This window comes from Candidatus Marimicrobium litorale, from assembly GCF_026262645.1.
Lineage (GTDB): Bacteria > Pseudomonadota > Gammaproteobacteria > Pseudomonadales > Halieaceae > Marimicrobium > Marimicrobium litorale.
Map to the genome: position 1 here is coordinate 3103677 of NZ_SHNO01000001.1, position 24735 is coordinate 3128411.

Sequence of the window (24735 nt, forward strand, 5' to 3'; positions counted from 1 at the left end):
CGTGGTCAGTTGGGCGGTATCTGTTCCCTTGCACCGTCCCAGTTTACATTAATGTTCTGTTCCGTTGTCATTTTGCTGCTGGCGACGGGTTTTCAGCGATTCCGGTAAGGGTCCGACAAGTTGCGATAGGTGGCCAGTTCCCGATGCAGCCACTCTCTGGAGGTTTCCGCCTCGCCGCCACAGTTGACCGTGTAGGGGTTACCTGTCAGGGAGCTTTTTGTGCCGACTCGCTCGATAAATAGTTCTGCCGATTGCACGTGGCGCTGGTCGCCCTCGTACTTTAGCCGCAGGTGTTCTGAAGCGGCCGGGCCCTCATGGCGTACCTTGTTGCGGATGAATGTGCAGGGACTGTCGCTGACGAAGATCAACAGGTGCTCAATCTCCGCTTGTGCAACATCATCCTGGGCAGCTGAGAGCGCGCCTGACAGTCCAAGCAGGACTGCAAATACTATGATATTCATAGAGTTACGCATTATAGAAAACCTAGCCTTACCCTCAACGGATTATGGTCAGAACTGGAAACGGGGATGACCCGCGCATCAATTGCGCGTAGGCCGCGAACATAAATATGGTCAAGTGCTCGGCCGAAGGCGGTCGTGCGCAGGTCCGGTTCGAATGTAACAGACCCGAGGCCGTGCTCTTGCATGAACGTGTCCACCAGCTCCTGCCTGCTGCCGCTCCATGTATTCAGGTCGCCGGCGACGATAATGGGCCCCCGGTGCCGATCCAGCAGGGTGCGCAGCGCCTCAAACTGGGAGTGGAAGCGCTGCAGGCCCAGGTCAAAATTAATGGCATGGAGGTTAATGGTGAGCAAGCGTTCCTCGCGGTTTTCCAGCCGGTACTCGGTGACACCGGTTGCTTTCGGGGTGCCCAGCCAGGGCTCCATCGAAGTGAATTTACAGTGCACGCTGGACGTGCTGCTGCTCAAGGTCATCACACCCGTTTCTCGCCCCGGAGTGGTGTAACCGCGGGCAAAATTGGCATGCAGTGACAATGCCTCGGGAATTCGGGCTTCGATAGAGGCCTCCTGAATGAAAGCAAGGTCGACACCCTCGGCCAGCGTGGTGAGGTCCTCGGCCCAGCCGGCGTTGCTCGCTTTCTGGATATTCCAGCTCAGGATCTCCAGGTTGTTGCCCAGTGTTGAGCCCTGCTGAACGTTGGTCTGACCCAGCGTCAGAGCGCAGGGTGCTTCCTCATGGGCAACGGCGCTTCTGAGAGAAACGAGGGCAGCCATGACCAGAGGCACGAGCCACAGTAAGTGCAGTGGTGTCTTACTTCGCATGATGGGTTCATTTATCCGGTGTTGGGCGGCATGTTACCGTACTCTGCTTAGAGTGTGTAACCGCGGTATGGTTCCGGGAATCTGCTCGATCGCCAAGCGGCCCGAAAGGGATAGTCAAACGCAGTGTTACCGGGCCTTTGGGGGTAAAAAGCGTCTCGCTGGGCGGCTTCGAGGCTAAAGTTGCTGCAGGAAAGTCTGGTACTCCAGCGTGGATATTCGCTTGCGGAACTCCTCCATCTCCTGCTGTTTGGTGAGGGTGTAAATCCGCTGCAGCTCATTGCCAAGACTTTGGCGAATGAAATCGGAGTCGTCAAACAGCTGCATCGCATCGGGCATATAGATAGGCAGGCTCGCTGCCTCCTGGGCATAGCCGTCGCCACTGATGGGGTCTCCTGGCGACAGGTTTTGCTCGATGCCATCCAGCATCGCCGACAGGATCACGGAGAACAGCAGGTAGGGGTTTGCGTCGGCCCCCGCCACCCTGTGTTCGAGCCGCCTCGCAGCGTGGTTACCGGCGGGAATACGCACCGCCACCGTGCGATTTTCGTAGCCCCAACTGGGATAAGTAGGCGCATGGCAGCCGGGCTGAAAGCGCCGGTAACCATTATAACTGGGTGAAAAAATCGCGAGGGAATCAGCCATGTTAGCGAGGCAGCCCCCGATTGCGTTGTGCAGCAGGGGTGAGCCTTTTTCGCTGCCATCATTGAAAATATTCAGGCCATCCTTATCAAGCACACTGCAGTGAACATGCATACCGTTGCCGGCTTCCTCCTCGAAGGGCTTCGGCATGAAGCTGGCGATAAGCTGGTGTTTCGCAGCGACTCCCTTTACCAGCCTTTTCATCATCAGGACCTGCCGGGCAGCTAACACGGGATTGTTCACGTGATGCAGGTTGATTTCGTATTGTGACGGAGCCGACTCCTTGACCACGCCGTCGAAGGGGATGTCCTGCGTCTCGCAGGCTTGGCGAAGGTCTTCGAGCATCTTCTGGTGGTGATTGAGAACATCGAGGCCATAGGTGTTGCCGCCCACGGGGGATCCGCCCGCGGGTGTCGGGCAGGTGTGCGCGGGGATGTTTTCATCCCACTGCACGAGGCTGAACTCCAGTTCTGCTGCCAGTACCGGCTGCAGGCCTGCGTCGGCAAACCGGGTTAAAACCTGTTTCAGCACATGCCGCGGATCACCCGCATAGGGCGCACCATCCGTGTTAAACATGGACAGCATGATTTGGCCATGGGTGCCGTTAGCAGACCAGGGAGTGGGCAGCAGAGAGCCCTCTACCGGCCGACACATTCCATCCGCGTCGCCACTGGCGAAGACCAGCTTCTCGACATCACGGCCCCATATGTCGAGACTGAGAGCAGTCTTGGGAAGCTTGAGTTCGCCGTCAAAGATAGTCGACAGTTTGTGGCGGGGTAGCCACTTACCCCGCATGATCCCGTTACAGTCAGGGAGCAGCGCTTCTATGGTGGTGATTTCGGGGTGAGCCCGCAGGAACCAGTCGGCTTCAAGCGACATGCGTCCGCCATACAATGACCGTCGGTAGCCTACTATCTCCGGATCGTCACGCCCACTCAATACCCTACTTGGGTCAGTCCGGCAGTCTGTGCGCCAGATGCCACAGCGAATTTCAGCTTTTTGAGAACAATCGACAAGACATGCGGGAAAACGGATTGCTCCCTTAGCGGGGCGACATGTATATGCTCAAAGGATCTTCTCCAGCGGCCTGACCGATGCAGGATAATGCATTCAAAAACAGGGAGAAGAGGTCTGTCTGAGAGCTGACATCAAGCTTTCGATAGATACTCTTGCGGTGTCGACGAACAGTCTCTACTGCGATATCCAGTCGTTCCGCCGATGTATCAGTGCCGTACCCTCGAAGCATCAACTCCAGCACATCTTTTTCTCGAGGTGACAGCAAAGAGGCGCCGAAAGTGCGGAATGCGAGGTTGATCTGGTGGTCAATGCCCGGCTGGATCAGATTTTGGGCGGCGAACTCCTGATTCTCTGTATGGCTTTTCATCAGCTCCGCAATGGGTTCTGCTAACAGGTAGAGGTTTTCGTAGTCCTCGTCAGTAAATGGTGCGCTCTCCTTGAGGCGCATCATACTCAGGTTCAGCACGTTGCCCGCCTGCAACTTTGCGACGTAGACCACCTCGTCACAGGTCCCTGTATCGGCGTAGTAGTTGCAGTAGTAGTCTGATTCCTGCAGCTTGCCCATGGTAATGCGCGACAGGCGGTAGATCTTGGCACGAGGCTGGTGCAGGGATGTATGATAAAAAGGGTCCTCCCGGTAAGGGCCCTCCAGATATTCGTCTATCTGACTATAGACAGCGTGCTCTGGAATCTCGTGGTACAGCACACGGGGGGGTAAATCTTTGTGGTAGAGCCAGATCTGTGGGTAGTCGACCTTGACCTGCCCATGAATGGCCTTCACCAGCGCAGGGAAAAAGTCCTCGGTGCCCAGGGCGGCAATAGCTCTGGAAATCTCGAGATTCCAGGTGCTCAGTTGATTGATATCCGTCATGCGGTGATGGCTTTTTTACGTGGCAACTTTCCGCTACATACTGAGCAGGCTGCACACGCTTGTCAAACGTGCGGAGCCACTAATAACCCCGTCTGCTTTGGCTTTTGTCGGCCACAGCCTTTCCGCGCAGCTCGTCTGGAGATTTTTAGTCTCTGGCGTTGAGTGCGGTATACTCATCTGACCTAATAAAAAGTGGTCGTTTGGTGGCGAATAAAGAGTCAGGCACTCCCGGGCTATTGAATGAGGCAGTGCCCCTGGAATTCACACGAGCCCTGTTGGCGCAGGCCAGGGCCTACGATCGCGATGTCGGGGGAATACTGCGCGCGGCGGGGTTTCCTTTTGACCCTCTGGGCCAGGATGCCCAGACAGCATTCGTGTCTCGAGAACAGTATTCGCGCCTGTGTCTGGAGTTGATCCGAGAACTGGGCGACGAATCCGGCGGCGTGATGCCCGATGTGCAAACGCCGGTTGGCACCACCCGCCTAATAGCCCTGAGCATGATTAATAGTTCAAACTTGTCCTCGGCGATGCACCGGGGAATAGAGTTCAATCAGGTTTGTCGCGTGCGGCATGGTGCTGAGATCACTAACAGGTTACTTGTCGAGGAAGCGAGCAAAGAGGCCACGCTGAGCTACTTGCTCGGGGATGATGCACCAGACGTGCAGCACAGTGTGTTATGTAATCTCGCCATATGGGTGCGGTTCAGCGGATGGTTGATCGATCAGCATATTGATATTACCAGCGCGGCCTGTGCCGGCCCCAAACCGGAGTTTATGGCGGGCATCCGACATTTCTTCCACTGCCCGGTCGCGTTTGATCAGCCGATGAACTCGGTGACCTTCAGTGCTCGCCATCTCGAGGCGGAGCTGACCCGCACAGAGGTAGACCTGAATGAATTCCTGAAACTGGCGCCGTACTATATGGTGATTGAGCCCCACGCCAGCACCCTGAGTATTACCCACCGCATACGCCAGATTCTCGGCGATGACTTTCGCCGCGAGATGCCCAGCTTCGAGGCGTTGACCGGCCTGCTAAATATGTCGGCCCGTACCTTAAGGCGCAGGCTGGAGAAAGAGGGAACCTCCTACCAGAGGATCAAGGACAATGCCCGGCGGGACGTGGCGATTTCCATGCTGAGCCGAGACGGGCTCACCGTCAGTGAAGTGGCGGAGCAGGTAGGTTTCTCTGACCCCAGCGCGTTCCATCGTTCCTTCAAGAAATGGACTGGGCAATCGCCCGGCTCCTATCGTTAGCCCCGGGTGCGGCTGTTCAGCCCAGTTTTTCCTGCAAAAAAGACACAATGTGATCCTTAGGAATCAGTTCGGAATCTTCGCCTTTGCGGTGTTTGTATTCGAGATTTCCCTCGGCTAGCGCTCGATCACCAATGACCACCCTGTGCGGAATACCGATGAGTTCCATATCGGCGAACTTCACTCCGGGGCGCTCGTTGCGGTCGTCCATTAACACCTCGATACCGGCACCGCACAATTGTGCATACAGCGCCTCGGCGCAGTCTGCGACGGCCTCTGATTTCTGCAGGTTGAGTGGGATGATTGCAACCTGGAACGGTGCCATGGCGCTGGGCCAAACGATGCCCTTGTCATCGTGATTCTGCTCGATAGCCGCAGCCACGATGCGACTGACCCCGATACCGTAACACCCCATCGTCATAGCGATACTTTTGCCGTTCTCATTTAGAACGGTGGCGTTCATAGCCTCGCTGTACTTTGTGCCCAGCTGGAAAATATGCCCCACTTCAATACCGCGTTTGATATCCAGTGTGCCCGTGCCATCGGGGCTTGGGTCACCTGCGCACACCTCACGCAGGTCGGCGATGTCGCCCAGGGGGCAGTCTCGATCCCAGTTAACCCCTGTGCAGTGGTAGCCATCTTCGTTGGCACCACAGCAAAAGTCGGCGAGTTGCGCAGCGCTGCGATCGACAACCACAGAAAAAGGGAGGCCTATTGGCCCCAGCGAGCCAAAACCGGCACCACAGGCCGCGCGAACTGCTTCCTCGCTGGCCATGCACAACGGCTCAGCTACCGCCTCAAGTTTGCCCGCCTTGACGCTGTTCAGCTGGTGATCGCCTCGCAGTACCAGAGCGATTAGCTCGCCCTCCGCCGCACCCTCTACGACCAGTGTTTTGACTGAGGCAGTGGCATCAATGCCCAGAAAGTCTGCAAGTGCCTCAATCGATTTTACGCCTGGCGTTGCGACTTTCGCACAGTCTGCAGCGGGTGCTGGTCGCTCTCCCGGGGGTGCAATCGCCTCGGCCATTTCTACATTGGCCGCGTAAGTGCTGCCGTTACTGAAAGCGATGGCATCTTCGCCAGAATCAGCCAGTACGTGAAATTCGTGAGAGGCGCTGCCACCGATACTGCCGGTATCAGCGATGACGGGCCGAAATTCAAGGCCGAGATAAGCAAAGATGGCGGAGTAGGCATCGAACATAGTCGCATAGGTGTTCTCCAGGGATACCTGGTCCAGATGAAACGAATAGGCATCCTTCATCAGGAACTCGCGAGACCGCATGATGCCGAAGCGCGGTCGAATCTCGTCGCGCACTTTTGTTTGTATCTGATAGAGATTAAGAGGGAGCTGCTTATAACTTTTCACCTCGTCGCGTACGAGGCTGGTAATCACTTCCTCGTGCGTCGGGCCGAGACAGAAGGGTCGCTGATGACGATCCGCGATGCGTAAAAGCTCCGGGCCATATTGCTCCCAGCGACCAGATTCTTCCCATAATTCAGCAGGTTGCACAACTGGCATAGAAACTTCCTGAGCACCGACTGCCTCCATTTCGGCGCGTACGACCGCTTCAACCTTTCGCAATACACGCAGCCCGAGGGGCAGCCATGTGTAGAGGCCTGCGGCCAGTTTTCGTATCAGTCCTGCGCGCAGCATTAGCTGGTGACTGATGATTTCAGCATCTGCGGGAGTCTCTTTTTGCGTCGCGATGAGGTACTGACTGGTGCGCATGGCGTTTACCGATTTGCGTGTTTGCGAGGGGTGACTAGTTTACGTGTGATTAAACATAGCGTACAGGTTTCGCGTTGAGTATGCGTGTGAAGGCGGCGCGTCAAAAATTTTGGCGTGGGTTTTTTTCGCGACGTTTCTGTTCGCAATTGAACACGCTTCTACTGCAGATATTTTTGTCGAGTGATGATAGAAAACACTTGTATTGTAGCGTTTCATGCTTTATACAGTCCGTTATGGCCGGGTGCGCTAGTGTGATAACAAAATTAATCACGTGGTCCGGGCTGTCACTGTTCTTCATTTAAACTTTTTAGGGAAGGTTGAATACAACATGGCAACTAAAAGAAAAGCAGCAAAAAAGAAGGCTCCTGCACGTAAGAAGGCAGCAGCGAAAAAAGCCCCGGCCAAGAAGGTAGTCACGACTGCGATCAGCGATAAAATGACCAAGGGTCAGATTGTCTCAAGCCTGGCAGACACCACTGAGCTGAGTAAGAAGCAGGTCAGCGAAGTGCTCGACGCCTATGAAAACCTGATCGCACGCAGCATCAAAAAGCGTGGTGTCGGCGAGTTCACTATGCCCGGGCTGATGAAAATCACCACCAAGAAAAAGCCTGCGACCAAGGCACGCAAAGGTGTTAATCCTTTCACTGGTGAAGAACAAATGTTCAAGGCGAAGCCTGCAAGCATGCAGGTCAAGGTTCGCGCCTTGAAGAAGATGAAGGAATTCGCTGCTTCCTAAGCGATACGCGCAAGCGACCTGCTATGGCAGGCCGCTTGCGGCCTTATCCGACGACGCACCACTGATGCGGTGCTCACGCCCGCTTTTCCTGCCTTTCCTTGCGCTTGGCGTGTTCGCCTGCATGGGTTAAAATCGCCGCCTCAATTTTTTATGCCTGAGCGCCAAGCTTTAGTTAATGAGGCCGTTTTATGCCGATCTATGAGTATCAATGCCAGAGCTGCGGCGAACAGACCGAGGCGCTGCAAAAACTCAGTGACGACCCCCTCGTCGACTGTCCGAGCTGCGGCGCGGCGGCACTCAAGAAAAAAGTGTCAGCGGCGGCGTTCCGCCTGAAAGGCGGCGGCTGGTACGAAACCGACTTCAAGACCGGTAACAAGAAAAACCTTGCGGGAGGTGGCGACGAAAGCGGCAAGCCCGCTGGAGCCAGTTCCGCTGAGAGCAAACCGGCCGACAAGACACCGTCAGGCAGTACGTCAGGCGACAGTAAGAAAACAGCGTAATCCAGGCCGGGTGTCCGGCCAGTGCATCCATACGGAAACCAGATCATGCGCAGTCATTATTGTGGCGCCATCACTACATTAAACATAGACGAGACGGTCACTCTGTGTGGTTGGGTAGATCGTCGCCGAGACCACGGCGGTGTTATCTTCCTCGACCTGCGAGATCGTGAGGGCATCGTCCAGGTCGTTTTTGACCCGGATACCGACGAGCATTTCCAGCGGGCCGACCGTGTGCGCAGTGAGTATGTATTGAAGGTGACGGGCCGCGTACGCGCGCGTTCCGAAGCGACGATGAATCCTACTATGGCGACGGGGGAGATCGAGGTCCTGGGTAAGGCCCTGGAGATCCTCAACGCAGCGGAGACCCCACCCTTTCAGTTGGATGAATACACGAATGTGGGCGAGGAGGTTCGCCTGCAGTATCGCTATATGGATCTGCGTCGCCATGAGATGCAGGAGCGCCTGATGCTGCGTTCAAGAATTACGACCGCGGTGCGTAATTTTCTCGACGGTGAGCGCTTCCTCGATATTGAAACACCCATCCTCACCCGAGCGACGCCGGAGGGCGCCCGCGATTATCTTGTGCCGAGCCGCACGCATCCGGGAGAATTTTTCGCCTTGCCCCAGTCGCCCCAGCTATTCAAGCAGTTGTTGATGGTGTCGGGCTTTGATCGCTATTATCAGATAGCCAAGTGCTTTCGGGACGAGGACTTGCGCGCTGATCGCCAGCCCGAGTTCACCCAGATCGACATCGAGACCGCCTTTCTGGACGAACAGGCAATCATGGATATTACCGAGCGGATGATCCGTGAACTTTTCAGGGATGTGCTTGATGTTGATTTGCCCGCATTTCCCCATATGCGCTACAGCGAGGCTATGGAGCGTTATGGATCGGACAAGCCCGATCTGCGTATTCCGCTTGAACTAGTGAGTGTCGATGATTTGATGCAACAGGTAGAGTTCAAGGTTTTTCGGGGGCCTGCTGACGATCCTGCGGGAAGGGTTGCGGCATTGAAAGTAACGGGCGGAGCATCGATCAGTCGCAAGGAAATTGATGGTTACACTGACTATGTCGCCGTGTTCGGCGCGCGTGGCTTGGCCTGGATCAAGGTTAACGACATCGCGGCTGGTATCGAGGGGTTGCAGTCCCCGATCCTCAAATTTATGCCCGACGAGATTGTCGCACAAATGATGGAGCGTCTCGGCGCTGCGGATGGTGATATTATATTCTTTGGCGCTGATCGCGCCGCAGTGGTCAATGAGGCATTGGGTGCGCTGCGACTCAGAGTGGCGGAAGACCTTGGGCTCGTTGGCGAAGGCTGGGCGCCCTTATGGGTAGTAGACTTCCCGATGTTCGAGGAAGATCCAGCCGGTGGATGGACGCCTCTGCACCATCCCTTCACCGCGCCTTCGGGCTCTATTGAGGAGTTGCAGGCAAAACCCGGGGAGTGCCTCTCCAGGGCCTACGATATGGTACTTAACGGCACCGAGTTGGGCGGCGGCAGTATTCGTATCCACCAGCGCGAGATGCAGGAGGCGGTTTTCCGCATCCTCGATATCGATCAGGAGGAAGCGCAGGAAAAATTCGGTTTCCTGCTCAACGCACTCCAATATGGTGCGCCGCCGCATGGCGGGCTGGCCTTTGGCCTCGACAGGTTGGTGATGCTGATGGCTGGCGCCTCGTCGATCAGGGATGTAATCGCTTTTCCAAAGACGCAGAGCGCTGCGTGTGTCATGACCAATGCACCGGGAGCAGTATCGACGCAACAGCTACGTGATCTGAACATCCGCCTGCGTCAAAATTCTGGCGAGGATGGCAAAAAGGCTTGATGGTATTCACTAGAACAACGAGGGCAGTTTCCGATGGCAGGTCATAGTAAGTGGGCCAACATCAAACACCGCAAGGCGGCTCAGGACGCTAAGCGCGGCAAAGCATTCACCAAGTTAATTCGCGAACTGGTTGTCGCGGCCAAGCAGGGCGGCGCGATTGCGGAAGATAACCCGCGCTTGCGCGCCGCGGTAGACAAGGCACTCGGCGCCAATATGACTCGCGATACCATCGACCGGGCCATTGCCCGTGGTGCGGGGACCAACGATGCGGACGACATGGAGGAAATCACCTACGAGGGTTATGCGCCCGGTGGTATTGCCGTGTTGGTGGAGGCCATGACGGATAACCGTAATCGCACTGTCGCGGAAGTACGCCATGCCTTCAGCAAGCGCGCGGGCAATCTGGGTACCGATGGTTCGGTAGCTTATTTGTTTGCCCGCAAGGGGCAGATCAGTTACGCCCCCGGTGTGGATGAAGATGCTCTGATGGAAGCGGCTTTAGAGGCGGGGGCTGAAGATCTCGTTGCGCATGATGATGGTTCGGTTGACGTGACAACCCCTTGGGAGGACTTTGCCGCCATCAAGGAAACGCTCGTTGAGGCGGGCTTTGTGGCGGAGGACGGCGAGGTGACGATGGTCGCGTCGACTACAGTGCCCGTGGATTCCGATGGTGCAGAAAAACTCTTGGGGCTGGTCGATGCCCTGGAAGAACTCGATGACGTGCAAAACGTTTACACCAATGTTGAGATACCCGACGAGCTGCTGGCCGCCCTGTAGTGCAACGCCCTTAGCAATACTCAGATTCTCCTGCGTCTGACAGGCCTGGCGTCCCTGCAAAATTGGCTTCCTTGGAAAGGCGTCGCGCTGTATATTTGTACAACATAGCAGGCAGGCAACGGACGATGGCATGTCACTGATCCTGGGTATTGATCCCGGTTCACGCAAGACCGGCTTCGGCATCATTAACTTCCATTCGGGGCGCAGCGAATACATCACCAGCGGTGTGATTCGGCTGCCTCAGGGCGAGCTGCCCGAGCGGCTGCGGGTGATTTTTGACAGCGTTACGGAACTGGTCGAGTTGCACAGCCCCGAGGAAGTCGCCGTAGAACAGGTATTCATGGCTAAAAGTGCCGGATCAGCACTCAAGCTGGGTCACGCAAGAGGCGTGGCCATTGCCGCGTGTGTCGTAAAGGACATGCCTGTATCGGAGTATTCGGCACGCCAGATTAAACAGTCCGTGGTCGGCACCGGTGCGGCGGACAAAGCCCAGGTTCAGCATATGGTGAAAGTCTTGCTTAGACTGCCTGCAGCGCCCCAGGAAGACGCCGCCGACGCCTTGGCGGCCGCCCTGTGTCACGCCCATACACAACATGGCGTTTTGAACTTGGCAGGTGGGCGCTCAGTGCGTCGCCGCCGCATGCGCTGACGAGGTCGCGGTCGATGATAGGAAGCATCAGGGGAGTTCTCGTACACAAACAGGCGCCGCTCATTCTGGTGGATGTCGCGGGCGTGGGCTATGAACTGCAGGTACCCATGACCACGCTTTTCCAACTGCCGGAGCTTGGTTCCGAGGTCTCGCTGGTCACACACTTCGTGGTGCGCGAGGATGCCCAGGCGCTCTATGGGTTCGTTGAGGAGGGTGACCGCAGCCTGTTCCGACAGTTAATCAAGGTCAACGGTGTAGGGCCCAAGCTGGCCCTGACTATCCTCTCGGGTATGGATGCAAAGCGCTTTGCCTATTGCGTAGAGCGCGATGACCTTTCCTCCCTCACCGCCCTGCCCGGCGTTGGCAAGAAAACCGCGCAACGCCTGTTGGTGGAAATGCGCGATAAGCTCAAGGACTGGTTTGCCGGAGGGGGTGCCCTGAGTGACGCCGATGCCGCGGTCGTGCCGGTCAACGTTGCCGGGGACGCGGAGAGCGCCCTGATTGCGCTCGGCTATAAACCGCAGGAGGCCGGCCGCATGGTGGAGGCTGTCAACGATGACGATATTGCTGACAGCGAAGAATTGATCCGCCGCGCCCTGAAGGCGGCGGTGAAAGCGTGAGACCCATGCCATGATTGAAACGGATCGACTGATCGCGCCAGAAGCCAGCGACACCCGGGAGGATGTGGTAGATCGGGCCATACGGCCGCGCACGTTGAAAGAATATGTGGGCCAGCCCGCAGTGAAAGAACAGATGGAAATTTTTCTGCAGGCGGCGAAAGGGCGTGGAGAGCCGCTGGATCATACCCTGATATTTGGCCCGCCGGGGCTGGGTAAAACAACGCTGGCCAGTATCGTGGCTCAGGAAATGGGCGTTTCACTGAAAACCACCTCCGGCCCGGTACTGGAGAAAGCCGGAGATATTGCCGCGCTCATGACTAATCTGGAGCCCGGTGATGTTCTCTTTATTGATGAAATTCATCGACTGAGCCCCTTCGTGGAAGAAATCCTCTACCCCGCCATGGAGGATTACCAACTGGATATCATGATTGGTGAGGGGCCGGCAGCTCGCTCCATAAAGCTGGATTTGCCGCCGTTTACACTGGTCGGCGCAACGACTCGGGCGGGATTGTTAACCTCACCCTTGCGCGACCGCTTCGGCATCGTGCAGCGGCTGGAATTCTACGAGGTGGCGGATCTGGGCCTTATTGTGCAGCGTTCTGCGGATATCCTGGAGATCCGCATTGACCCGGAGGGCGCGGCGGAGATTGCCCGCCGTGCAAGGGGAACTCCGCGTATTGCAAACCGTCTGCTGCGGCGGGTCCGGGATTACGCCGAGGTCAAGGGCGATGGCGCGATTACTGCAGAGATTGCCGATCGCGCACTGGATATGCTGAGTGTGGATCAGCTTGGCTTCGATCACCTGGATCGTCGACTATTGCTGGCCCTACTCGAGAAGTTTGATGGTGGCCCTGTGGGCGTTGACAGTCTTGCCGCGGCAATATCTGAAGAGCGCGGCACGATTGAGGATGTGTTGGAGCCCTACCTGATCCAACAGGGCTTTGTTCTGCGGACGCCACGGGGGCGAATGGCGACCCGCAGCGCTTACCTGCACTTTGGTTTGCCGGCACCCGGCGCCGCGGGAGAGGGCGATAGTCCGTCACTGGGCCTCAAAAAAGGTGACTAAAACGGCGACCTCCCCGGAATTTTTGCATCGCCTGCGTGTCTATATTGAGGATACAGATGCCGGAGGAATTGTATATTACGTCAACTACCTGAAGTTCATGGAGCGCGCGCGGACGGAATTCATGCGTGGTCATGGGTACGGCAAGACGCACATATTTAATCAAGATTTGATGTTCGTGGTGCAGAGTGTGGCAGTAAATTATTGCCTGGCGGCGCAGTTAGATGATGAGTTGGAGGCATCGGCCCGCATCGTAAGTTTGCGCGGAGCCCGTATCGTATTTCACCAGAGCGTGCGCCGTAGCGAAGAAGTGCTGGCAGAGGGTGAGATAACCATCGCCTGTGTTGATCGTGGCCAGAGAAAACCGCGGCGTCTGCCTGCTGAGATGTTGGCGCGCTTGCGCGCGGTTGATTAACAGAATAACTGATTCGGAGAGGGGCCTTGGAAGAACAACTTAGTCTGCTGGATCTGGTGTGGAACGCCAGCTTCACCGTGCAGATGGTGATGGCTATTTTATTGCTGGCCTCCATCATATCCTGGTACATGATCGTCAACCGTTTCCTGTATTTTCGCGACGCTCATGACGAGATGTATCGTTTTGAGGAGCGTTTCTGGTCGGGTATCGATCTGTCACAGCTTTACCGTGAGGGCAATGAGCGGGCATCGGACGGCCAGGCGATACTGGGCATGGAAAGCATCTTTCGCGCCGGGTTCAAGGAGTTTTCCCGACTGGCTCAGCAGCCGGAAATGGATTCTGAGGCCGTTATCGAAGGTTCCCGCCGAGCGATGCGTGTCGCGGTGATGCGCGAAGAGGAGCGCCTCGAGCGACATCTGGCATTCATGGCGTCGGTGGGCTCCACTAGCCCTTATATCGGATTGTTCGGAACAGTCTGGGGCATTATGCATTCATTTCGTGGGTTGGCCAATTCTACCCAGGCCACCCTGGCGACCGTCGCACCGGGCATTTCGGAGGCCCTCATCGCCACGGCTATGGGCCTGTTTGCAGCCATACCCGCGGTGCTGGCGTACAACCGCTTCGCTGCCCGGGTGGAAGTATTCAGCAATCGCTACGATACGTTTACCGATGAATTCTCGGGCATTCTGTCGCGTCAGGCTTATGCTCTGCGCAATCGCGAACGACAGGAGTCCTGAGGCCAGTGGCGGGCCAGCGCAAGAAACGCAAACCCATGTCGGAAATTAATGTCGTTCCCTACATTGACGTAATGTTGGTATTGCTGATTATTTTTATGGTGACCGCGCCCATGCTGATGCAAGGGGTAAAGGTAGATTTGCCCGAGGCCAGTGCTGAGCCCGTAGAGAACCAGGACAGCGAACCTGTGATTGTCTCGGTAGATGCTGCGGGAAAGCTTTATCTCAATCTGGGCCAGGAGAAGCAGGTGCTGTCCCTGCCCACGATCAAGGATCGGGTCTCCGCGGTTATGCGACGCAGCCCGGAAAAGCCCGTATTGGTTTGGGGAGATCGTACGGTACCCTACGGTGACGTTGTAGCGATTATGGTGGCACTGCAGGAAGCCGGTGCGCCCTCCGTTGGCCTGGTGACAGAAGACCCGCAGTGAGCTCATCCGTATACGCCAGGCCTGTTATGCCCCGCATCATAGTGCGTCCCGCGCTGGCGACCCTGCTGATCCATGGTTTACTGCTGCTGTCCCTTACGTTGAACTGGGGCGCGCAGGATCGCGAGGTAGTGAAGGCCAAGCCAGCGCCGACAGTCATCAACGCTCGCCTCGTGGATGCTAGTGAATTCAAGCCAAAGCCAAAGCCAAAGCCAAAGCCAAAGCCGGTAATAAAAAAGCCACAACCGAAACCGACACCCAAACCGGTTGTGAAAAAGCCAGTTGAAACAGCCAAGCCCAAGCCAAAACCGGTAACCATAGCAGTCCCCGAGCCCCAGCCAGCACCGCGTATTACCCGCGAAGAACTGGCACGCATCGCCCGAGAGGAGTTGGCCGCGACCGCTGCCGCCGAGCAGGCGAGTGCGACGGGGGAAATGTCTGCCACTTTTGTTGCCCTTATCCAGCAAACGGTGATCAACTACTGGAGCCGTCCCCCCAGTGCACGCAATGGCATGGAGGCGGAGCTTGCGATCCAATTGATTCCCACCGGGGAGGTGGTCAGCGTTACAATCGTGCGCAGCAGTGGCAACAGCGCGTTTGACCGGTCGGCGGTAAATGCGGTGGAAAAAGCCGGCGCGTTCCCCGAATTGCAGACGCTACCAAGCGCAGAATTTGAGAGAACATTCAGGCGCTTTCGCCTGTTATTCAAACCAGAGGACTTACGATACTAATGAAACGGCTGCATATCTTCCTGTTTACGGTTGCCATCAGCCTGATGGCAATCACTGTCCGTGCCGAGCTAACTATAGAGATTACCCAGGGCTCGGATGACCCGGCGTCGATTGCTGTAGTGCCTTTTGCTTGGCAGGGGAGTGGTGCGCCCCCTGCAGACATTGCCGGGATTGTGGACGGCGATCTGGCGCGCAGTGGTCAATTTGCACCGGTTGCACGCGTTGATATGCTGGGCCGACCCACAGCGGAAGCGGATGTTTTTTATCGGGACTGGCGCGCGATCAATGCGGAGTATCTTTTGATCGGACGCGCCTCCGGCGCCAACCCGGTGCGAGTGGATTATGAGTTATATGATGTCCTGCGCCAGGCCCGCATATTGACCGGTAGTCAATCCGGCCCGGCCAGTGAGGTGCGGATGGTGGCCCACCGTGTTGCCGATGCGGTCTATGAGAAGCTGACGGGGGTGCCGGGGGCTTTTGCCACGAAGCTTTTATATATAACGGTGGACCGTCAGGACAGTGGCGGACTCTCGCGTCTCACCCTGTCCGATTCTGACGGGGCGAGCCCTGTGGTACTGCTGAAGTCCGGGGAGCCCCTGCTGACGCCAACATGGTCGCCGGATGCTCGCGATATTGCCTACGTCTCGTTCGAGAGTGGCCGGCCGGCCATCTACCGGCAGGAGCTGGCAACGGGAAAGCGTCAGCAGCTGACTAACTTCAAGGGGCTTAATAGTTCTCCGGCCTGGTCTCCTGATGGCCGATCCATGGCGATGGTATTGTCCAAGGGCGGTAACCCCGATATTTACTTGATGGATCTGGCGAGCGGTCAACTCAAGCAGTTGACCCGTCACTATGCGATCGATACCGAGCCGACCTGGATGCCGGATGGGAACGCGATCCTGTTTACCTCGGACCGTGGCGGAAAGCCGCAGATTTATCGGTATGACTTGCGCTCCGGTGCCACCGACCGTGTCACGTTTGAGGGCAGTTACAACGCCCGACCCCGAATATCCCAGGATGGTCGCAGCATGGTGATGGTGCACCGGCAGGAGGGCCGTTTTCATATCGCCTTGCAAGATCTGGTAACAAACCGCGTGCAGATACTGACCCAGACCGATCTGGATGAAAGCCCCAGTATCGCGCCCAATGGCTCTATGGTATTGTACGCGACGAAGCAGGCGGGGCGCGGGATACTGGCGGCTGTGGCAGTTGATGGCGCGGCCAAGTTCAGTTTGCCGGCACGGCAGGGCGATGTGCGTGAACCGGCCTGGTCTCCCTACCTGTATCGGTGACGGCGTCACGTCAATCGCAGAATCAAACCCAATATGAGATAGGACCGAGGATGATGAAGCATCTACCTACTGCCCGCAAAACCGTTGCTATGTTGTTTTGTGCAACGCTGTTGGTTGCCTGTTCCAGTAACGACACAAACGATGCCGAGGAAGAAGCGCGCCTCAAGGCAGAGCAGGAAGCTGCAGAGGTAGCCAGGCTGGAATTGGAGGCGGCGAATGCAAGGGAAGCGGCCAGTGCAGAGGAGCTGGTGATTCTGGAGGAAGAGGCCGCCAGTCACGGCACGGTTTTCTATTTCGAATATGACAGCGCTACCCTCACTCCTGAGGCCCTGGATGCGCTGAACGCCCATATCGCGCTGTTGCATCGCAACACGGCCGCTGTGCGCCTCGAGGGCCACACGGACGAGCGCGGCACGCGCGAGTACAATCTCGCGCTGGGTGAACGTCGCGCCAATGCCGTGCGCGATTACGTGGTCGCCAATGGCATCTCCAGTTTGCGGATTGAAACAGTGAGCTATGGCGAAGAGCGCCCGGTAGCTTATGGTGCTGGCGATAGCAATTGGACACAAAATCGCCGTGTGGAACTGGTGAAACAGTAAGCCATGCGACAACAGGCCCCTAGATCGTATGCCGAGTGCGGGGTGTGGATACTGGCGTCCATGCTCAGTGTGCCAGTGTCTGCGCAATACGTTGATCTCGAAGCGGAACGCGCGGCGGCAACGGCCTCCGGGCGTGCAGCGGTTTCCCAAGAAAGACCCTCAGCCACGCGGACTGACCCTTATGGAGCGCAACCCGCGCAGACCTATCCCGCGACGAGTTACGGTGTAAATACCGCTCCTGCTGCCCCGACAGCCGCGCCCACGGCAACCAATGTTAGTCAGCCGGCCGCCGGGATGGGAGGCTCCGAGTTGGGCAATCTGTTTCTGCAAGTGCAGCAACTGCAGCAAGAAGTGATGCGCCTGAACGGCAAGGTTGAGGAGCAGTCACATGAACTCACCACGCTCAAGGAGCAGAGCCTGCAGCGCTATATAGATCTCGACAAGCGTATGGCTGGTGCTGCCCCTGCGGCTAATGACAGTGTCGCGGCTACGGCACCTGTTTCGCCGATTGCGGCCCCCAGCAGTGGTAGCGCCCCCCAGGCAGGGGAGGCTGAGGCCTACCGCGCTGCCTATGCACTGGTGCAGGGTCGCCAGTTTGAACAGGCGATTCCTGCTTTCAAGCAGTTTTTACAGCGCTACCCTGACGGACAGTATGCAGCCAATGCCCACTACTGGCTGGGAGAGCTATACCTTGTGCTCGACCCGCCTGACCTGGAGTCCGCGAGACAGTCCTTTGTCCTGTTGTTAAGTCAGTATCCAGATAATCCGAAGGCGGCCGATGCACTTTACAAGTTGGGAAAAGTGCAGTTTCTCAAGGGTAACCGGGAGAAGGCCAGGGAATATCTTGACCAGGTGATCAACTTGTACGGTGGTTCCAACACGGCAGTGGTCAAACTGGCCAGCGATTTCATCGACCAGAATTACTGACCTCCAGGTCATGAGCTCACGATCCGATCAGGAAGGCGCTCCTTCAATCGAGGGTGACAGCGCGCTGCGCATTACGGAAATCTTTTACTCTCTGCAGGGCGAAGCCCGCACGGTGGGCCTGCCCACGGTGTTTGTGCGCCTGACAGGATGCCCTTTGCGCTGTGTCTACTGCGATACGGAATATGCTTTCAGCGGGGGCCAGCTGCTGGATGTGTCCGATGTCGTCCAGCAGGTAGCCGGCTTCGAACCACGCTATGTAACGGTGACAGGTGGCGAGCCTCTGGCTCAGTCCAATTGCCTGACGCTGCTGCATACACTGTGTGATGCAGGCTACGACGTATCCCTCGAGACGGGAGGCGCCATGAGCCTCGAGGGCGTGGACCCCCGTGTAGTGACAGTGTTGGACCTAAAAACACCGGCTTCCGGGGAGATGCAACGTAACGACTATGCCAATATTGCCCGGCTGCGCGAAGCAGATCAGGTTAAATTCGTGATTTGTGACAGGGCAGACTACGAATGGTCGCGCTTCAAGGTTGATGAGCACGGTCTGCGTGGTCGGGTTGCGGATATTCTATTTTCCCCCAGCTTTGGCCAGCTAGAGGGGCGACAGTTGGCCGAATGGATTCTGGCCGATAATTTACCTGTCCGTATGCAGCTGCAATTACACAAGCTGCTGTGGGGTGAGGAGCAGGGGCGCTGAGACAATGAGTAACGCGAAAAAAGCCGTCGTATTGGTCTCCGGGGGGCTGGACTCCACCACGGTGCTGGCTATGGCTCGAGATCAGGGGTATGCCTGTTATGCCCTTAGTTTTGATTACGGCCAGCGCCACCGCGGCGAACTAGTGGCAGCGGAGCGGGTCTCCTCCGCTCTGGGTGACGTGGAGCACAAGGTGGTGCGCCTCAACCTGGACAGCATTGGCGGGTCTGCTCTGACTGATGTATCGATTGCCGTGCCCGAGGAGGAGACCACCGGTATCCCGGTGACGTATGTGCCTGCTCGCAATACGGTGTTCCTCGCGATTGCGCTGGGGTGGGCCGAGGTGCTGGAGGCGCAGGATATTTTTATTGGAGTCAATGCGGTGGATTATTCTGGCTATCCGGACTGCCGCCCTGCTTTTGTATCGGCGTTTGAAGCCATGGCTAACCTGGCAACGAAGGCGGGTGTCGAGGGACGCAAGATCAACATACATGCCCCCCTCATGGCTATGAACAAAGGTGCAATTATTCGCGCCGGGCAGGAATTGGGGGTGGATTATTCCCTGACCGTTTCCTGCTATCAGGTGACAGACGATGGCCTCGCCTGCGGGCGCTGCGACAGTTGCCGCCTGCGCCGGCAGGGCTTTGAAAGTGCGGGTGTCCCTGATCTGACCCGGTACCGGTAAGGTCGTCAGAGCAATGATTTTGCTTAAAAAAGCGCTTGAGTTTTACGCTTTTTTCCGTACTATACCGTGCTCTTTCGGGGCCGTTAGCTCAGTTGGTAGAGCAGTTGGCTTTTAACCAATTGGTCGATGGTTCGAGCCCATCACGGCCCACCAAATTCCCCAAGAAAATCAGTAACTTAAAAGTTTCGAAAGAGCTAGTAAGTGGCTTGATTTTGCCGAATTATTTATCGATGTATCTGATTTCTAGCAGAGGTCGATGGACAGAATTCGGACAGCTAAAATAGATATCCGGGAATTATAACGAGTGAAAGCCCCCAAACGACTGCAACCCCTGCTCCACGACGGACTCATAGACGAGGTCATCCGTCCGCTCATGAGCGGCAAGGAAGCCGACGTATTTGTTGTGCGCTGCGGTTCCGACATTCGATGCGCCAAAATCTACAAAGATTCGCTCAAACGTAGCTTCAAAAAAGCCGCTCAATATACCGAAGGAAGGAAGGTTCGTAACAGCCGCCGCGCCCGGGCAATTGAAAAGGGCTCGAAGTTTGGCCGCAAACAACAAGAAGAAACCTGGCAGAATGCCGAGGTCGATGCACTTTACAAACTGGCGCATGCCGGAGTGAGAGTGCCTCAGCCCTATGGCTGCTTCGACGGGGTCCTGCTAATGGAGCTAATTACTGATGAGCAGGGTGAGATAGCCCCTCGGCTGAACGACGTCACCATGTCGGCGGAGCAGGCCAGAGAGGATCACGCACTGGTCATGCAGTATGTCATGCTCATGCTGTGCACCGGGCTTATACACGGCGACCTTTCCGAGTTTAATGTGTTGGTGAATGAGGAGGGCCCCGTCATTATCGATCTGCCTCAGGCAGTTGATGCTGCCGCCAACAACAATGCTCAGTCGATGTTGGAGCGAGATGTAAAAAACATGACCGACTATTACGGAATGTTCGCGCCGGATCTTCTCGAATCCCACTACGCTCAAGAAATCTGGTCTCTATTTGAGGATGGAGACCTCTATCCGGATCGCCAGCTGACGGGCAACTTCGAGCTCGATACGCATATCGCCAACACCGACGCGGTGCTGGATGAAATCCGTGCGGTTCTGGCGGAGGAAGAAAGCCGACAGGAACGATTGAAAGCGGCTGATTCACTGGATTAGGGCTCGAGGAACCTGCTTGGGCAATTCGACGTTTGCAGAGCCGTGGGGCCCGGTGCTACGCGGTCTCCATCGCAGCGCCCGATCCACGGTATGTGGACCAAAGTAGTGAAATTTGAACGAGGATTCATACATTCCTCACTGAGGAATAATCCGGAAAAAACAGGAGGCATTGCACACCGGCGCTACCCGACAATCTTTTCCACCAGCGCCGGTATTTCGCGCGGGTGATCCACGGTGTAGCAGGCACGAATAGTGGATACGGGATCGGGCTTCTGCTCATGCCTGACCCAGATCGTTTTGATATTGCTGTTTGACGCTCCAACAATGTCTGCACTGAAGCTGTCGCCAATGTGAATGGCTTCCTCTGCCTGACAGTTGGCCAGCTGCAGGGCCTTTTCAAATATTGAACGGGCGGGCTTTTGCTCACTTTCCTGCCCCCCAACGATAATATGATCTACATAGTGTTCAAGGTTTACCGCGGCAATCTTGGGTAACTGCGAAAACTCGGGTCCGTTGGTGATAACTACAAGGGTGAGTTTGTCTCTTATGCGATCCAAGAAATCCGCGATTCCAGGATAAAAATCGAACGCGTCTATGCGCTCGCTTTCAAATACCTCGAGTAAATCATTTGCCAGCGTATCGGTGACGGTATTGATATGCTGCTCTGCCAGTAAGTCTTGAATGAGCTTTTTACGGAAGGCTTCCTCACCCTGTCGTTCGATAATGGGAAGGTAGGCACTGCGCTGCGAGTCACTCCACTCCCTGTAAATTCCTGTGACAAAAGCGGAAGCGAATGCGTCCCCGTTCAGCGACGTCTCTTCTGAAAAACGCTGGCAGACATGCCGCGCAAACTGTATTTTTGCGGCATCGACAGCCCTGTGCGTGTCGCACAAGGTGTTGTCCATATCCAGTAATAACGCTCTCAACATGCACTTAACCGAGTAGAGTCAAAAAATAAGCGCGGCTTTTTAACCACGCTGCGGATCGATAATGAAAAATGATCATCACATATGCCAAGTGACGTATGCAGTGATTCGAGGCAGTACGTTTTTTTGCAATCGCCCGCCCTTTATTAAGAATCTCGCCCTATTGATGCTCCCGGGCCGAGGGGTTGTCCGTAACTAAACTCGACGAAGTTGCCATCAGGGTCTTTAATCCCGCAGTAGTAGCCAACGGGGTAGGGCTCTTGCCGTGGCGGCCACTCAAGGATGCCAGCCGATGCTGCCTTAGTCGCAATAGCATCTACCGCCTCTGCGCTAGCAACGGCAAAACCCAGATGCGAGAAGTCTGTATCAAGCTGATTGCGGCCAGGGCCGCCTGGAATGAGCACGACGATAAACTCTTTCTCCTTGCCGGGCTCTGCAAGCCACACGATACGTTTGCCATCGCTGGTTCGGTCGTGGGTTATATGCATACCGGCATAGTCAGTGTAGAAAGCGATACACGCTTCAATATCGCTTACATGCAGGGCAAGGTGGGTAAAGGCAGGGGCCATCGCGGAGCCTTTAAATCAGTTCAGGATTTCAAGCACCAGTGTACATCATGCGGTGCCTGCGGGCGTTGCTTCATCCGCTGGCGAACGATGTTTTATTCAGCCAAACGTCCGTTTTACGAGAGGAGCAGCGCGCATGTGAAAGTAGTGATACTGACCAGTCGTTGTTTGCAGTAGAGACATGCCCTGAAACCCCGCTAATTCTGCTCATCCAGATCGATACTCTCGCGCGCGACTTTGGAGAAGTAATCGTCCAGTTCACTTTCTCTGGATAATTGAAAGGCGGGAGGCACCAGCGCGCTGGATGGCAGTGGCAGGTAAAATGCGTCCTCTTCCTCGCCGAAGTAGAGAAAAGCAAATGCCACGCCGCTCACTAAAGCGGTCAAGGCGAAGGCGACTGCCAGCGTGTTGCGTATATTGGTGGCTATAAGCAGATTGAGTTGAAACAAGACAACCAGAATAACGAAAAGAAAACCCCATTCGAATATCTCCGTGACTGTCGTGCTGTGGAATGGATAAGCCAGATAAGCGGCAATAAACGATAGTAAAGTCGCCGACAGGGAAATCATAGAGGCAACGATCAACTGCAGTCCGAAATGCTGCTGCTGCCTTACGATGCTTCCCGTTATAGCCCATATGCCCGCCCATCCCACAATGACTACGCCAGAAAACAACACGCCGTAGGCGTATTCCTCCCACTCCAGCCGGGTGGATCCCTCGAAATAACTCAGCACAAGATCCAGAGCGCAAAATCCCAACAGGACAATAACCGGTAAAATAAAACTCGTGCCCTCCATTGCAAGCCAGTTGGACAGAACCAGCTTGCGGGTGGGTTCTACGGAATGCGCGTCAGAATAGAGCGAGAGCCGAGTGCGCCCTACTGTCACTTTATCGCCGGAGGAGACAGCGATCTGGTCCTCGCGCACACGCGTGTTGTTCAGTAATACCGGGTTGGCGTAATCCAGCACCTGCATCAACCACTGCTCGCCTTCCTGGCAGAACACAAGCTGCTCAGGCGCCACGTGTGGGTCGGTCAGCACGAGATCATTGCCATACCCGCGACCAACACTTAGCCGTCCTTCTTTGCTGCGGGCAAGTTCCGCCATGCGTCCGCTTCTGCCGCCGGTCTGTACGACTAGCGAGTCCATGATACCGCTCCGGCAATATGTTTAAACACGGCCAGGGCGTTCTCCGCACTAACGCCCGTTGCCCCCATTTTGATAACGGCCGCAATATCATTAAAATCAACAGATACCATGGCCATTGAGGCGTCATAGAGGCCCTCGTGTTCTCGGTATCCCCGCAGACAGGTTGAGATTTTCCAGTTGGCCTGGTTTACCCGGACCACATCGCTGTAGCATTGGATATCCGTGACAAGATCCTTGTCATTGATATTAGAGAATGCACCGTGATCAAAAAAGCTCTCCAGTAGATGGTAGAACTGGAAACGATTGAGTTCCTCAGTGCTGATCAGCTCATAGTCATAATAGAAATCTCCGACATACAAGCTGTCGCTCACATAGATCTGATCTTCAGATTTGCAGTGCTGATGAACGGCCTGGAAGTGATTGTACTCTTCATCGACCGTGTGACCCCAGCAGTTAAGCGATTCCAGCAGCTTGCCGGGTACCTGTATGCTGCCCATGGGTTTTGGTGTTGGAGTGCTGTCTAGAAGGGCGCGGTAAAACTGCTCCTGCTCTGCTAATAGCGCCGCAGTTATCTCACTTCTGTGATCACGTGTAACCAATATAGAGGCATTGTCTTTTATCAGTTTGGCCAGATGGCTTGCAGGGACGAGGAAGCTGATTTGCTCACCTGCCTTAGATACGTTGATGCCAACAACCTCACCCTTTGCATCAAGCGCTGGACCGCCACTCATACCAGGATTCAAAGAACCCGAGAAAAGTATTTTTTGGAGACGCGATTCTTCCACCAGTCCATTGTATGTACCTTCGATGATCGTCATTCCGAGGTCGCGTGGGTTTCCCATCGAATAGATGCGGTCTCCCTTGGAGATACTTGTCGTCGCCAGCGGTAGAAATTCCGGCGAAGATTTTCCAGTGACCAGAAGCGCTAGGTCGTTAACCACGTCGGTTGCAAGCAAGCTGAGAGCATCCGTACTACCGTCCTGCAGCTCGTACTCCAAGCGGTATTTGTGTGGTTCATAGACAAAAGATGCGACTACATGGAAATTGGTAGCGAGGTAACCGTCGTCGCTAACCAGAAATCCAGAGCCAATGCTGTATTTGTCGCCGGAGGCCACGTCTATGACCCTGATCTGAAATACGAGGTTTTGGGTAGCCTCGTAGATCTCCTTTGCAGAAGCATCCTCTGCTGCGACGGTGGGACAGCCGAGGGCGAGCATGATGGCAAGGCCGCAGAACAGTGCGCGGAGTAGGTGAGCAGGCATCGCAATGACACGCACTATCGGGTTGGCCCATTGATTAGAGCGCCCATTGGCTGCGGCATAATTCTCTAGAAAAAATGCCATCGGTGCAGCTGATGTGAGCGCCTGTCGCTTCATCAGAGGCGTGCCACCGTATCTATGCCCATAGTAAACAACCTGATATATAAAGTGGTCAGCTGAGGATTATAGACTATTGTCCGTCTGGC

Annotated in this window: 27 protein-coding genes and 1 tRNA gene; 19 read left to right on the forward strand and 9 right to left on the reverse strand. The window is 55.9% G+C overall.

The genetic code is table 11. The annotated features are described in order from the left end of the window. Positions 1–92 precede the first annotated feature (92 nt). From EYC82_RS14085 to EYC82_RS14100, 4 genes are all read right to left on the reverse strand, one after another. On the reverse strand, positions 93–461 hold the full coding sequence (locus tag EYC82_RS14085; RefSeq protein ID WP_279250177.1) for a DUF5329 family protein: 369 nt from the start codon (positions 459–461) through the stop codon (positions 93–95). 11 nt (positions 462–472) lie between these two features. After that, entirely contained in the window at positions 473–1282 is an 810-nt protein-coding gene (locus EYC82_RS14090; RefSeq protein WP_279250178.1) for an endonuclease/exonuclease/phosphatase family protein, read from the reverse strand. A 174-nt stretch (positions 1283–1456) separates the two neighbouring features. Further along, positions 1457–2800, reverse strand: coding sequence for a glutamine synthetase family protein (locus tag EYC82_RS14095; protein WP_279250179.1), 1344 nt, complete (start codon positions 2798–2800; stop codon positions 1457–1459). A gap of 163 nt (positions 2801–2963) precedes the next feature. Then, positions 2964–3809: a helix-turn-helix transcriptional regulator gene (locus EYC82_RS14100; RefSeq protein ID WP_279250180.1), complete on the reverse strand. Its 846-nt coding sequence runs from the start codon at positions 3807–3809 to the stop codon at positions 2964–2966. Between the two features lie 203 nt (positions 3810–4012). Here EYC82_RS14100 and EYC82_RS14105 point away from each other — a divergent pair, with 203 nt between their 5' ends. Next, complete coding sequence (locus EYC82_RS14105) at positions 4013–5062, forward strand: AraC family transcriptional regulator (protein WP_279250181.1); 1050 nt, start codon at positions 4013–4015, stop codon at positions 5060–5062. A gap of 16 nt (positions 5063–5078) precedes the next feature. Here the strand turns inward: EYC82_RS14105 and EYC82_RS14110 are convergent, their stop codons facing one another. Continuing rightward, positions 5079–6788, reverse strand: a complete 1710-nt coding sequence (locus EYC82_RS14110; protein WP_279250182.1) for a proline--tRNA ligase — start codon at positions 6786–6788, stop codon at positions 5079–5081. Between the two features lie 328 nt (positions 6789–7116). Between EYC82_RS14110 and EYC82_RS14115 the strand changes: the two genes are divergently transcribed. The 18 genes from EYC82_RS14115 (at position 7117) to EYC82_RS14200 (ending at position 20630) form a co-directional block, all read left to right on the forward strand. Beyond that, positions 7117–7524 (forward strand): HU family DNA-binding protein, encoded by a 408-nt coding sequence (locus EYC82_RS14115; RefSeq protein WP_279250183.1) that lies wholly within the window; start codon positions 7117–7119, stop codon positions 7522–7524. A gap of 188 nt (positions 7525–7712) precedes the next feature. Then, on the forward strand, positions 7713–8024 hold the full coding sequence (locus EYC82_RS14120) for an FmdB family zinc ribbon protein (protein WP_279250184.1): 312 nt from the start codon (positions 7713–7715) through the stop codon (positions 8022–8024). A 45-nt stretch (positions 8025–8069) separates the two neighbouring features. After that, complete coding sequence (aspS, locus tag EYC82_RS14125; RefSeq protein WP_279250185.1) at positions 8070–9854, forward strand: aspartate--tRNA ligase; 1785 nt, start codon at positions 8070–8072, stop codon at positions 9852–9854. 33 nt (positions 9855–9887) lie between these two features. Next, a complete protein-coding gene (locus EYC82_RS14130; RefSeq protein ID WP_279250186.1) occupies positions 9888–10631 on the forward strand; it encodes a YebC/PmpR family DNA-binding transcriptional regulator in 744 nt (247 codons plus the stop codon). Positions 10632–10761: 130 nt separating this feature from the next. Next, positions 10762–11280: a crossover junction endodeoxyribonuclease RuvC gene (ruvC, locus tag EYC82_RS14135; protein ID WP_279250187.1), complete on the forward strand. Its 519-nt coding sequence runs from the start codon at positions 10762–10764 to the stop codon at positions 11278–11280. Positions 11281–11294: 14 nt separating this feature from the next. Continuing rightward, entirely contained in the window at positions 11295–11900 is a 606-nt protein-coding gene (gene ruvA / locus EYC82_RS14140; RefSeq protein WP_279250188.1) for a Holliday junction branch migration protein RuvA, read from the forward strand. Positions 11901–11910: 10 nt separating this feature from the next. Then, positions 11911–12966, forward strand: coding sequence for a Holliday junction branch migration DNA helicase RuvB (gene ruvB / locus EYC82_RS14145; protein ID WP_279250189.1), 1056 nt, complete (start codon positions 11911–11913; stop codon positions 12964–12966). After that, positions 12959–13378, forward strand: coding sequence for a tol-pal system-associated acyl-CoA thioesterase (gene ybgC, locus EYC82_RS14150; protein WP_279250190.1), 420 nt, complete (start codon positions 12959–12961; stop codon positions 13376–13378). The genes ruvB and ybgC overlap by 8 nt, the downstream gene beginning before the upstream one ends. Positions 13379–13404: 26 nt before the next feature. Continuing rightward, positions 13405–14115 carry a protein TolQ gene (gene tolQ, locus EYC82_RS14155; RefSeq protein WP_279250191.1) on the forward strand — a complete coding sequence of 237 codons (711 nt, stop codon included), beginning with the start codon at positions 13405–13407 and terminating at the stop codon, positions 14113–14115. A gap of 35 nt (positions 14116–14150) precedes the next feature. Then, the gene (gene tolR, locus EYC82_RS14160) at positions 14151–14540 is read left to right on the forward strand and encodes a protein TolR (protein ID WP_279250192.1); all 390 of its coding nucleotides are present in this window, start codon (positions 14151–14153) and stop codon (positions 14538–14540) included. Continuing rightward, on the forward strand, positions 14537–15268 hold the full coding sequence (tolA, locus tag EYC82_RS14165; protein WP_279250193.1) for a cell envelope integrity protein TolA: 732 nt from the start codon (positions 14537–14539) through the stop codon (positions 15266–15268). Before tolR ends, tolA begins: the two co-directional genes overlap by 4 nt. Beyond that, positions 15268–16560, forward strand: coding sequence for a Tol-Pal system beta propeller repeat protein TolB (tolB, locus tag EYC82_RS14170; protein WP_279250194.1), 1293 nt, complete (start codon positions 15268–15270; stop codon positions 16558–16560). The genes tolA and tolB overlap by 1 nt, the downstream gene beginning before the upstream one ends. 50 nt (positions 16561–16610) lie before the next feature. After that, positions 16611–17159 (forward strand): peptidoglycan-associated lipoprotein Pal, encoded by a 549-nt coding sequence (pal, locus tag EYC82_RS14175; protein WP_479722999.1) that lies wholly within the window; start codon positions 16611–16613, stop codon positions 17157–17159. Positions 17160–17162: 3 nt separating this feature from the next. Then, positions 17163–18086 (forward strand): tol-pal system protein YbgF, encoded by a 924-nt coding sequence (ybgF, locus tag EYC82_RS14180; protein WP_279250195.1) that lies wholly within the window; start codon positions 17163–17165, stop codon positions 18084–18086. Between the two features lie 10 nt (positions 18087–18096). Further along, positions 18097–18786 (forward strand): 7-carboxy-7-deazaguanine synthase QueE, encoded by a 690-nt coding sequence (gene queE / locus EYC82_RS14185; RefSeq protein WP_279250196.1) that lies wholly within the window; start codon positions 18097–18099, stop codon positions 18784–18786. Positions 18787–18790: 4 nt separating this feature from the next. Beyond that, positions 18791–19468, forward strand: a complete 678-nt coding sequence (gene queC, locus EYC82_RS14190; RefSeq protein WP_279250197.1) for a 7-cyano-7-deazaguanine synthase QueC — start codon at positions 18791–18793, stop codon at positions 19466–19468. Positions 19469–19545: 77 nt separating this feature from the next. Beyond that, positions 19546–19621, forward strand: a tRNA-Lys gene (locus EYC82_RS14195). Positions 19622–19772: 151 nt separating this feature from the next. Beyond that, entirely contained in the window at positions 19773–20630 is an 858-nt protein-coding gene (locus EYC82_RS14200) for a PA4780 family RIO1-like protein kinase (protein ID WP_279250198.1), read from the forward strand. Between the two features lie 182 nt (positions 20631–20812). On the opposite strand, the gene EYC82_RS14205 is transcribed toward EYC82_RS14200, so the two are convergent. The 4 genes from EYC82_RS14205 to EYC82_RS14220 form a co-directional block, all read right to left on the reverse strand. Next, positions 20813–21559 carry an HAD family hydrolase gene (locus EYC82_RS14205; RefSeq protein ID WP_279250199.1) on the reverse strand — a complete coding sequence of 249 codons (747 nt, stop codon included), beginning with the start codon at positions 21557–21559 and terminating at the stop codon, positions 20813–20815. A 143-nt stretch (positions 21560–21702) separates the two neighbouring features. Next, a complete protein-coding gene (locus EYC82_RS14210; protein WP_279250200.1) occupies positions 21703–22125 on the reverse strand; it encodes a VOC family protein in 423 nt (140 codons plus the stop codon). A 194-nt stretch (positions 22126–22319) separates the two neighbouring features. Further along, complete coding sequence (locus tag EYC82_RS14215; protein ID WP_279250201.1) at positions 22320–23270, reverse strand: FHA domain-containing protein; 951 nt, start codon at positions 23268–23270, stop codon at positions 22320–22322. After that, a complete protein-coding gene (locus EYC82_RS14220) occupies positions 23258–24646 on the reverse strand; it encodes a S1 family peptidase (RefSeq protein WP_279250202.1) in 1389 nt (462 codons plus the stop codon). The genes EYC82_RS14215 and EYC82_RS14220 overlap by 13 nt, the downstream gene beginning before the upstream one ends. Positions 24647–24735: the final 89 nt, after the last annotated feature.

Coding starts and splice junctions, on each gene's coding strand:
- EYC82_RS14085 (WP_279250177.1), bottom strand. CDS start 461: ATGAATATCATAGTATTTGCAGTCCTGCTTGGACTGTCAGGCGCGCTC.
- EYC82_RS14090 (WP_279250178.1), bottom strand. CDS start 1,282: ATGCGAAGTAAGACACCACTGCACTTACTGTGGCTCGTGCCTCTGGTC.
- EYC82_RS14095 (WP_279250179.1), bottom strand. CDS start 2,800: ATGTCGCTTGAAGCCGACTGGTTCCTGCGGGCTCACCCCGAAATCACC.
- EYC82_RS14100 (WP_279250180.1), bottom strand. CDS start 3,809: ATGACGGATATCAATCAACTGAGCACCTGGAATCTCGAGATTTCCAGA.
- EYC82_RS14110 (WP_279250182.1), bottom strand. CDS start 6,788: ATGCGCACCAGTCAGTACCTCATCGCGACGCAAAAAGAGACTCCCGCA.
- EYC82_RS14115 (WP_279250183.1), top strand. CDS start 7,117: ATGGCAACTAAAAGAAAAGCAGCAAAAAAGAAGGCTCCTGCACGTAAG.
- EYC82_RS14120 (WP_279250184.1), top strand. CDS start 7,713: ATGCCGATCTATGAGTATCAATGCCAGAGCTGCGGCGAACAGACCGAG.
- aspS (WP_279250185.1), top strand. CDS start 8,070: ATGCGCAGTCATTATTGTGGCGCCATCACTACATTAAACATAGACGAG.
- EYC82_RS14130 (WP_279250186.1), top strand. CDS start 9,888: ATGGCAGGTCATAGTAAGTGGGCCAACATCAAACACCGCAAGGCGGCT.
- ruvC (WP_279250187.1), top strand. CDS start 10,762: ATGTCACTGATCCTGGGTATTGATCCCGGTTCACGCAAGACCGGCTTC.
- ruvA (WP_279250188.1), top strand. CDS start 11,295: ATGATAGGAAGCATCAGGGGAGTTCTCGTACACAAACAGGCGCCGCTC.
- ruvB (WP_279250189.1), top strand. CDS start 11,911: ATGATTGAAACGGATCGACTGATCGCGCCAGAAGCCAGCGACACCCGG.
- tolR (WP_279250192.1), top strand. CDS start 14,151: ATGTCGGAAATTAATGTCGTTCCCTACATTGACGTAATGTTGGTATTG.
- tolB (WP_279250194.1), top strand. CDS start 15,268: ATGAAACGGCTGCATATCTTCCTGTTTACGGTTGCCATCAGCCTGATG.
- pal (WP_479722999.1), top strand. CDS start 16,611: ATGATGAAGCATCTACCTACTGCCCGCAAAACCGTTGCTATGTTGTTT.
- ybgF (WP_279250195.1), top strand. CDS start 17,163: ATGCGACAACAGGCCCCTAGATCGTATGCCGAGTGCGGGGTGTGGATA.
- queE (WP_279250196.1), top strand. CDS start 18,097: ATGAGCTCACGATCCGATCAGGAAGGCGCTCCTTCAATCGAGGGTGAC.
- queC (WP_279250197.1), top strand. CDS start 18,791: ATGAGTAACGCGAAAAAAGCCGTCGTATTGGTCTCCGGGGGGCTGGAC.
- EYC82_RS14205 (WP_279250199.1), bottom strand. CDS start 21,559: ATGTTGAGAGCGTTATTACTGGATATGGACAACACCTTGTGCGACACG.
- EYC82_RS14210 (WP_279250200.1), bottom strand. CDS start 22,125: ATGGCCCCTGCCTTTACCCACCTTGCCCTGCATGTAAGCGATATTGAA.
- EYC82_RS14215 (WP_279250201.1), bottom strand. CDS start 23,270: ATGGACTCGCTAGTCGTACAGACCGGCGGCAGAAGCGGACGCATGGCG.
- EYC82_RS14220 (WP_279250202.1), bottom strand. CDS start 24,646: ATGAAGCGACAGGCGCTCACATCAGCTGCACCGATGGCATTTTTTCTA.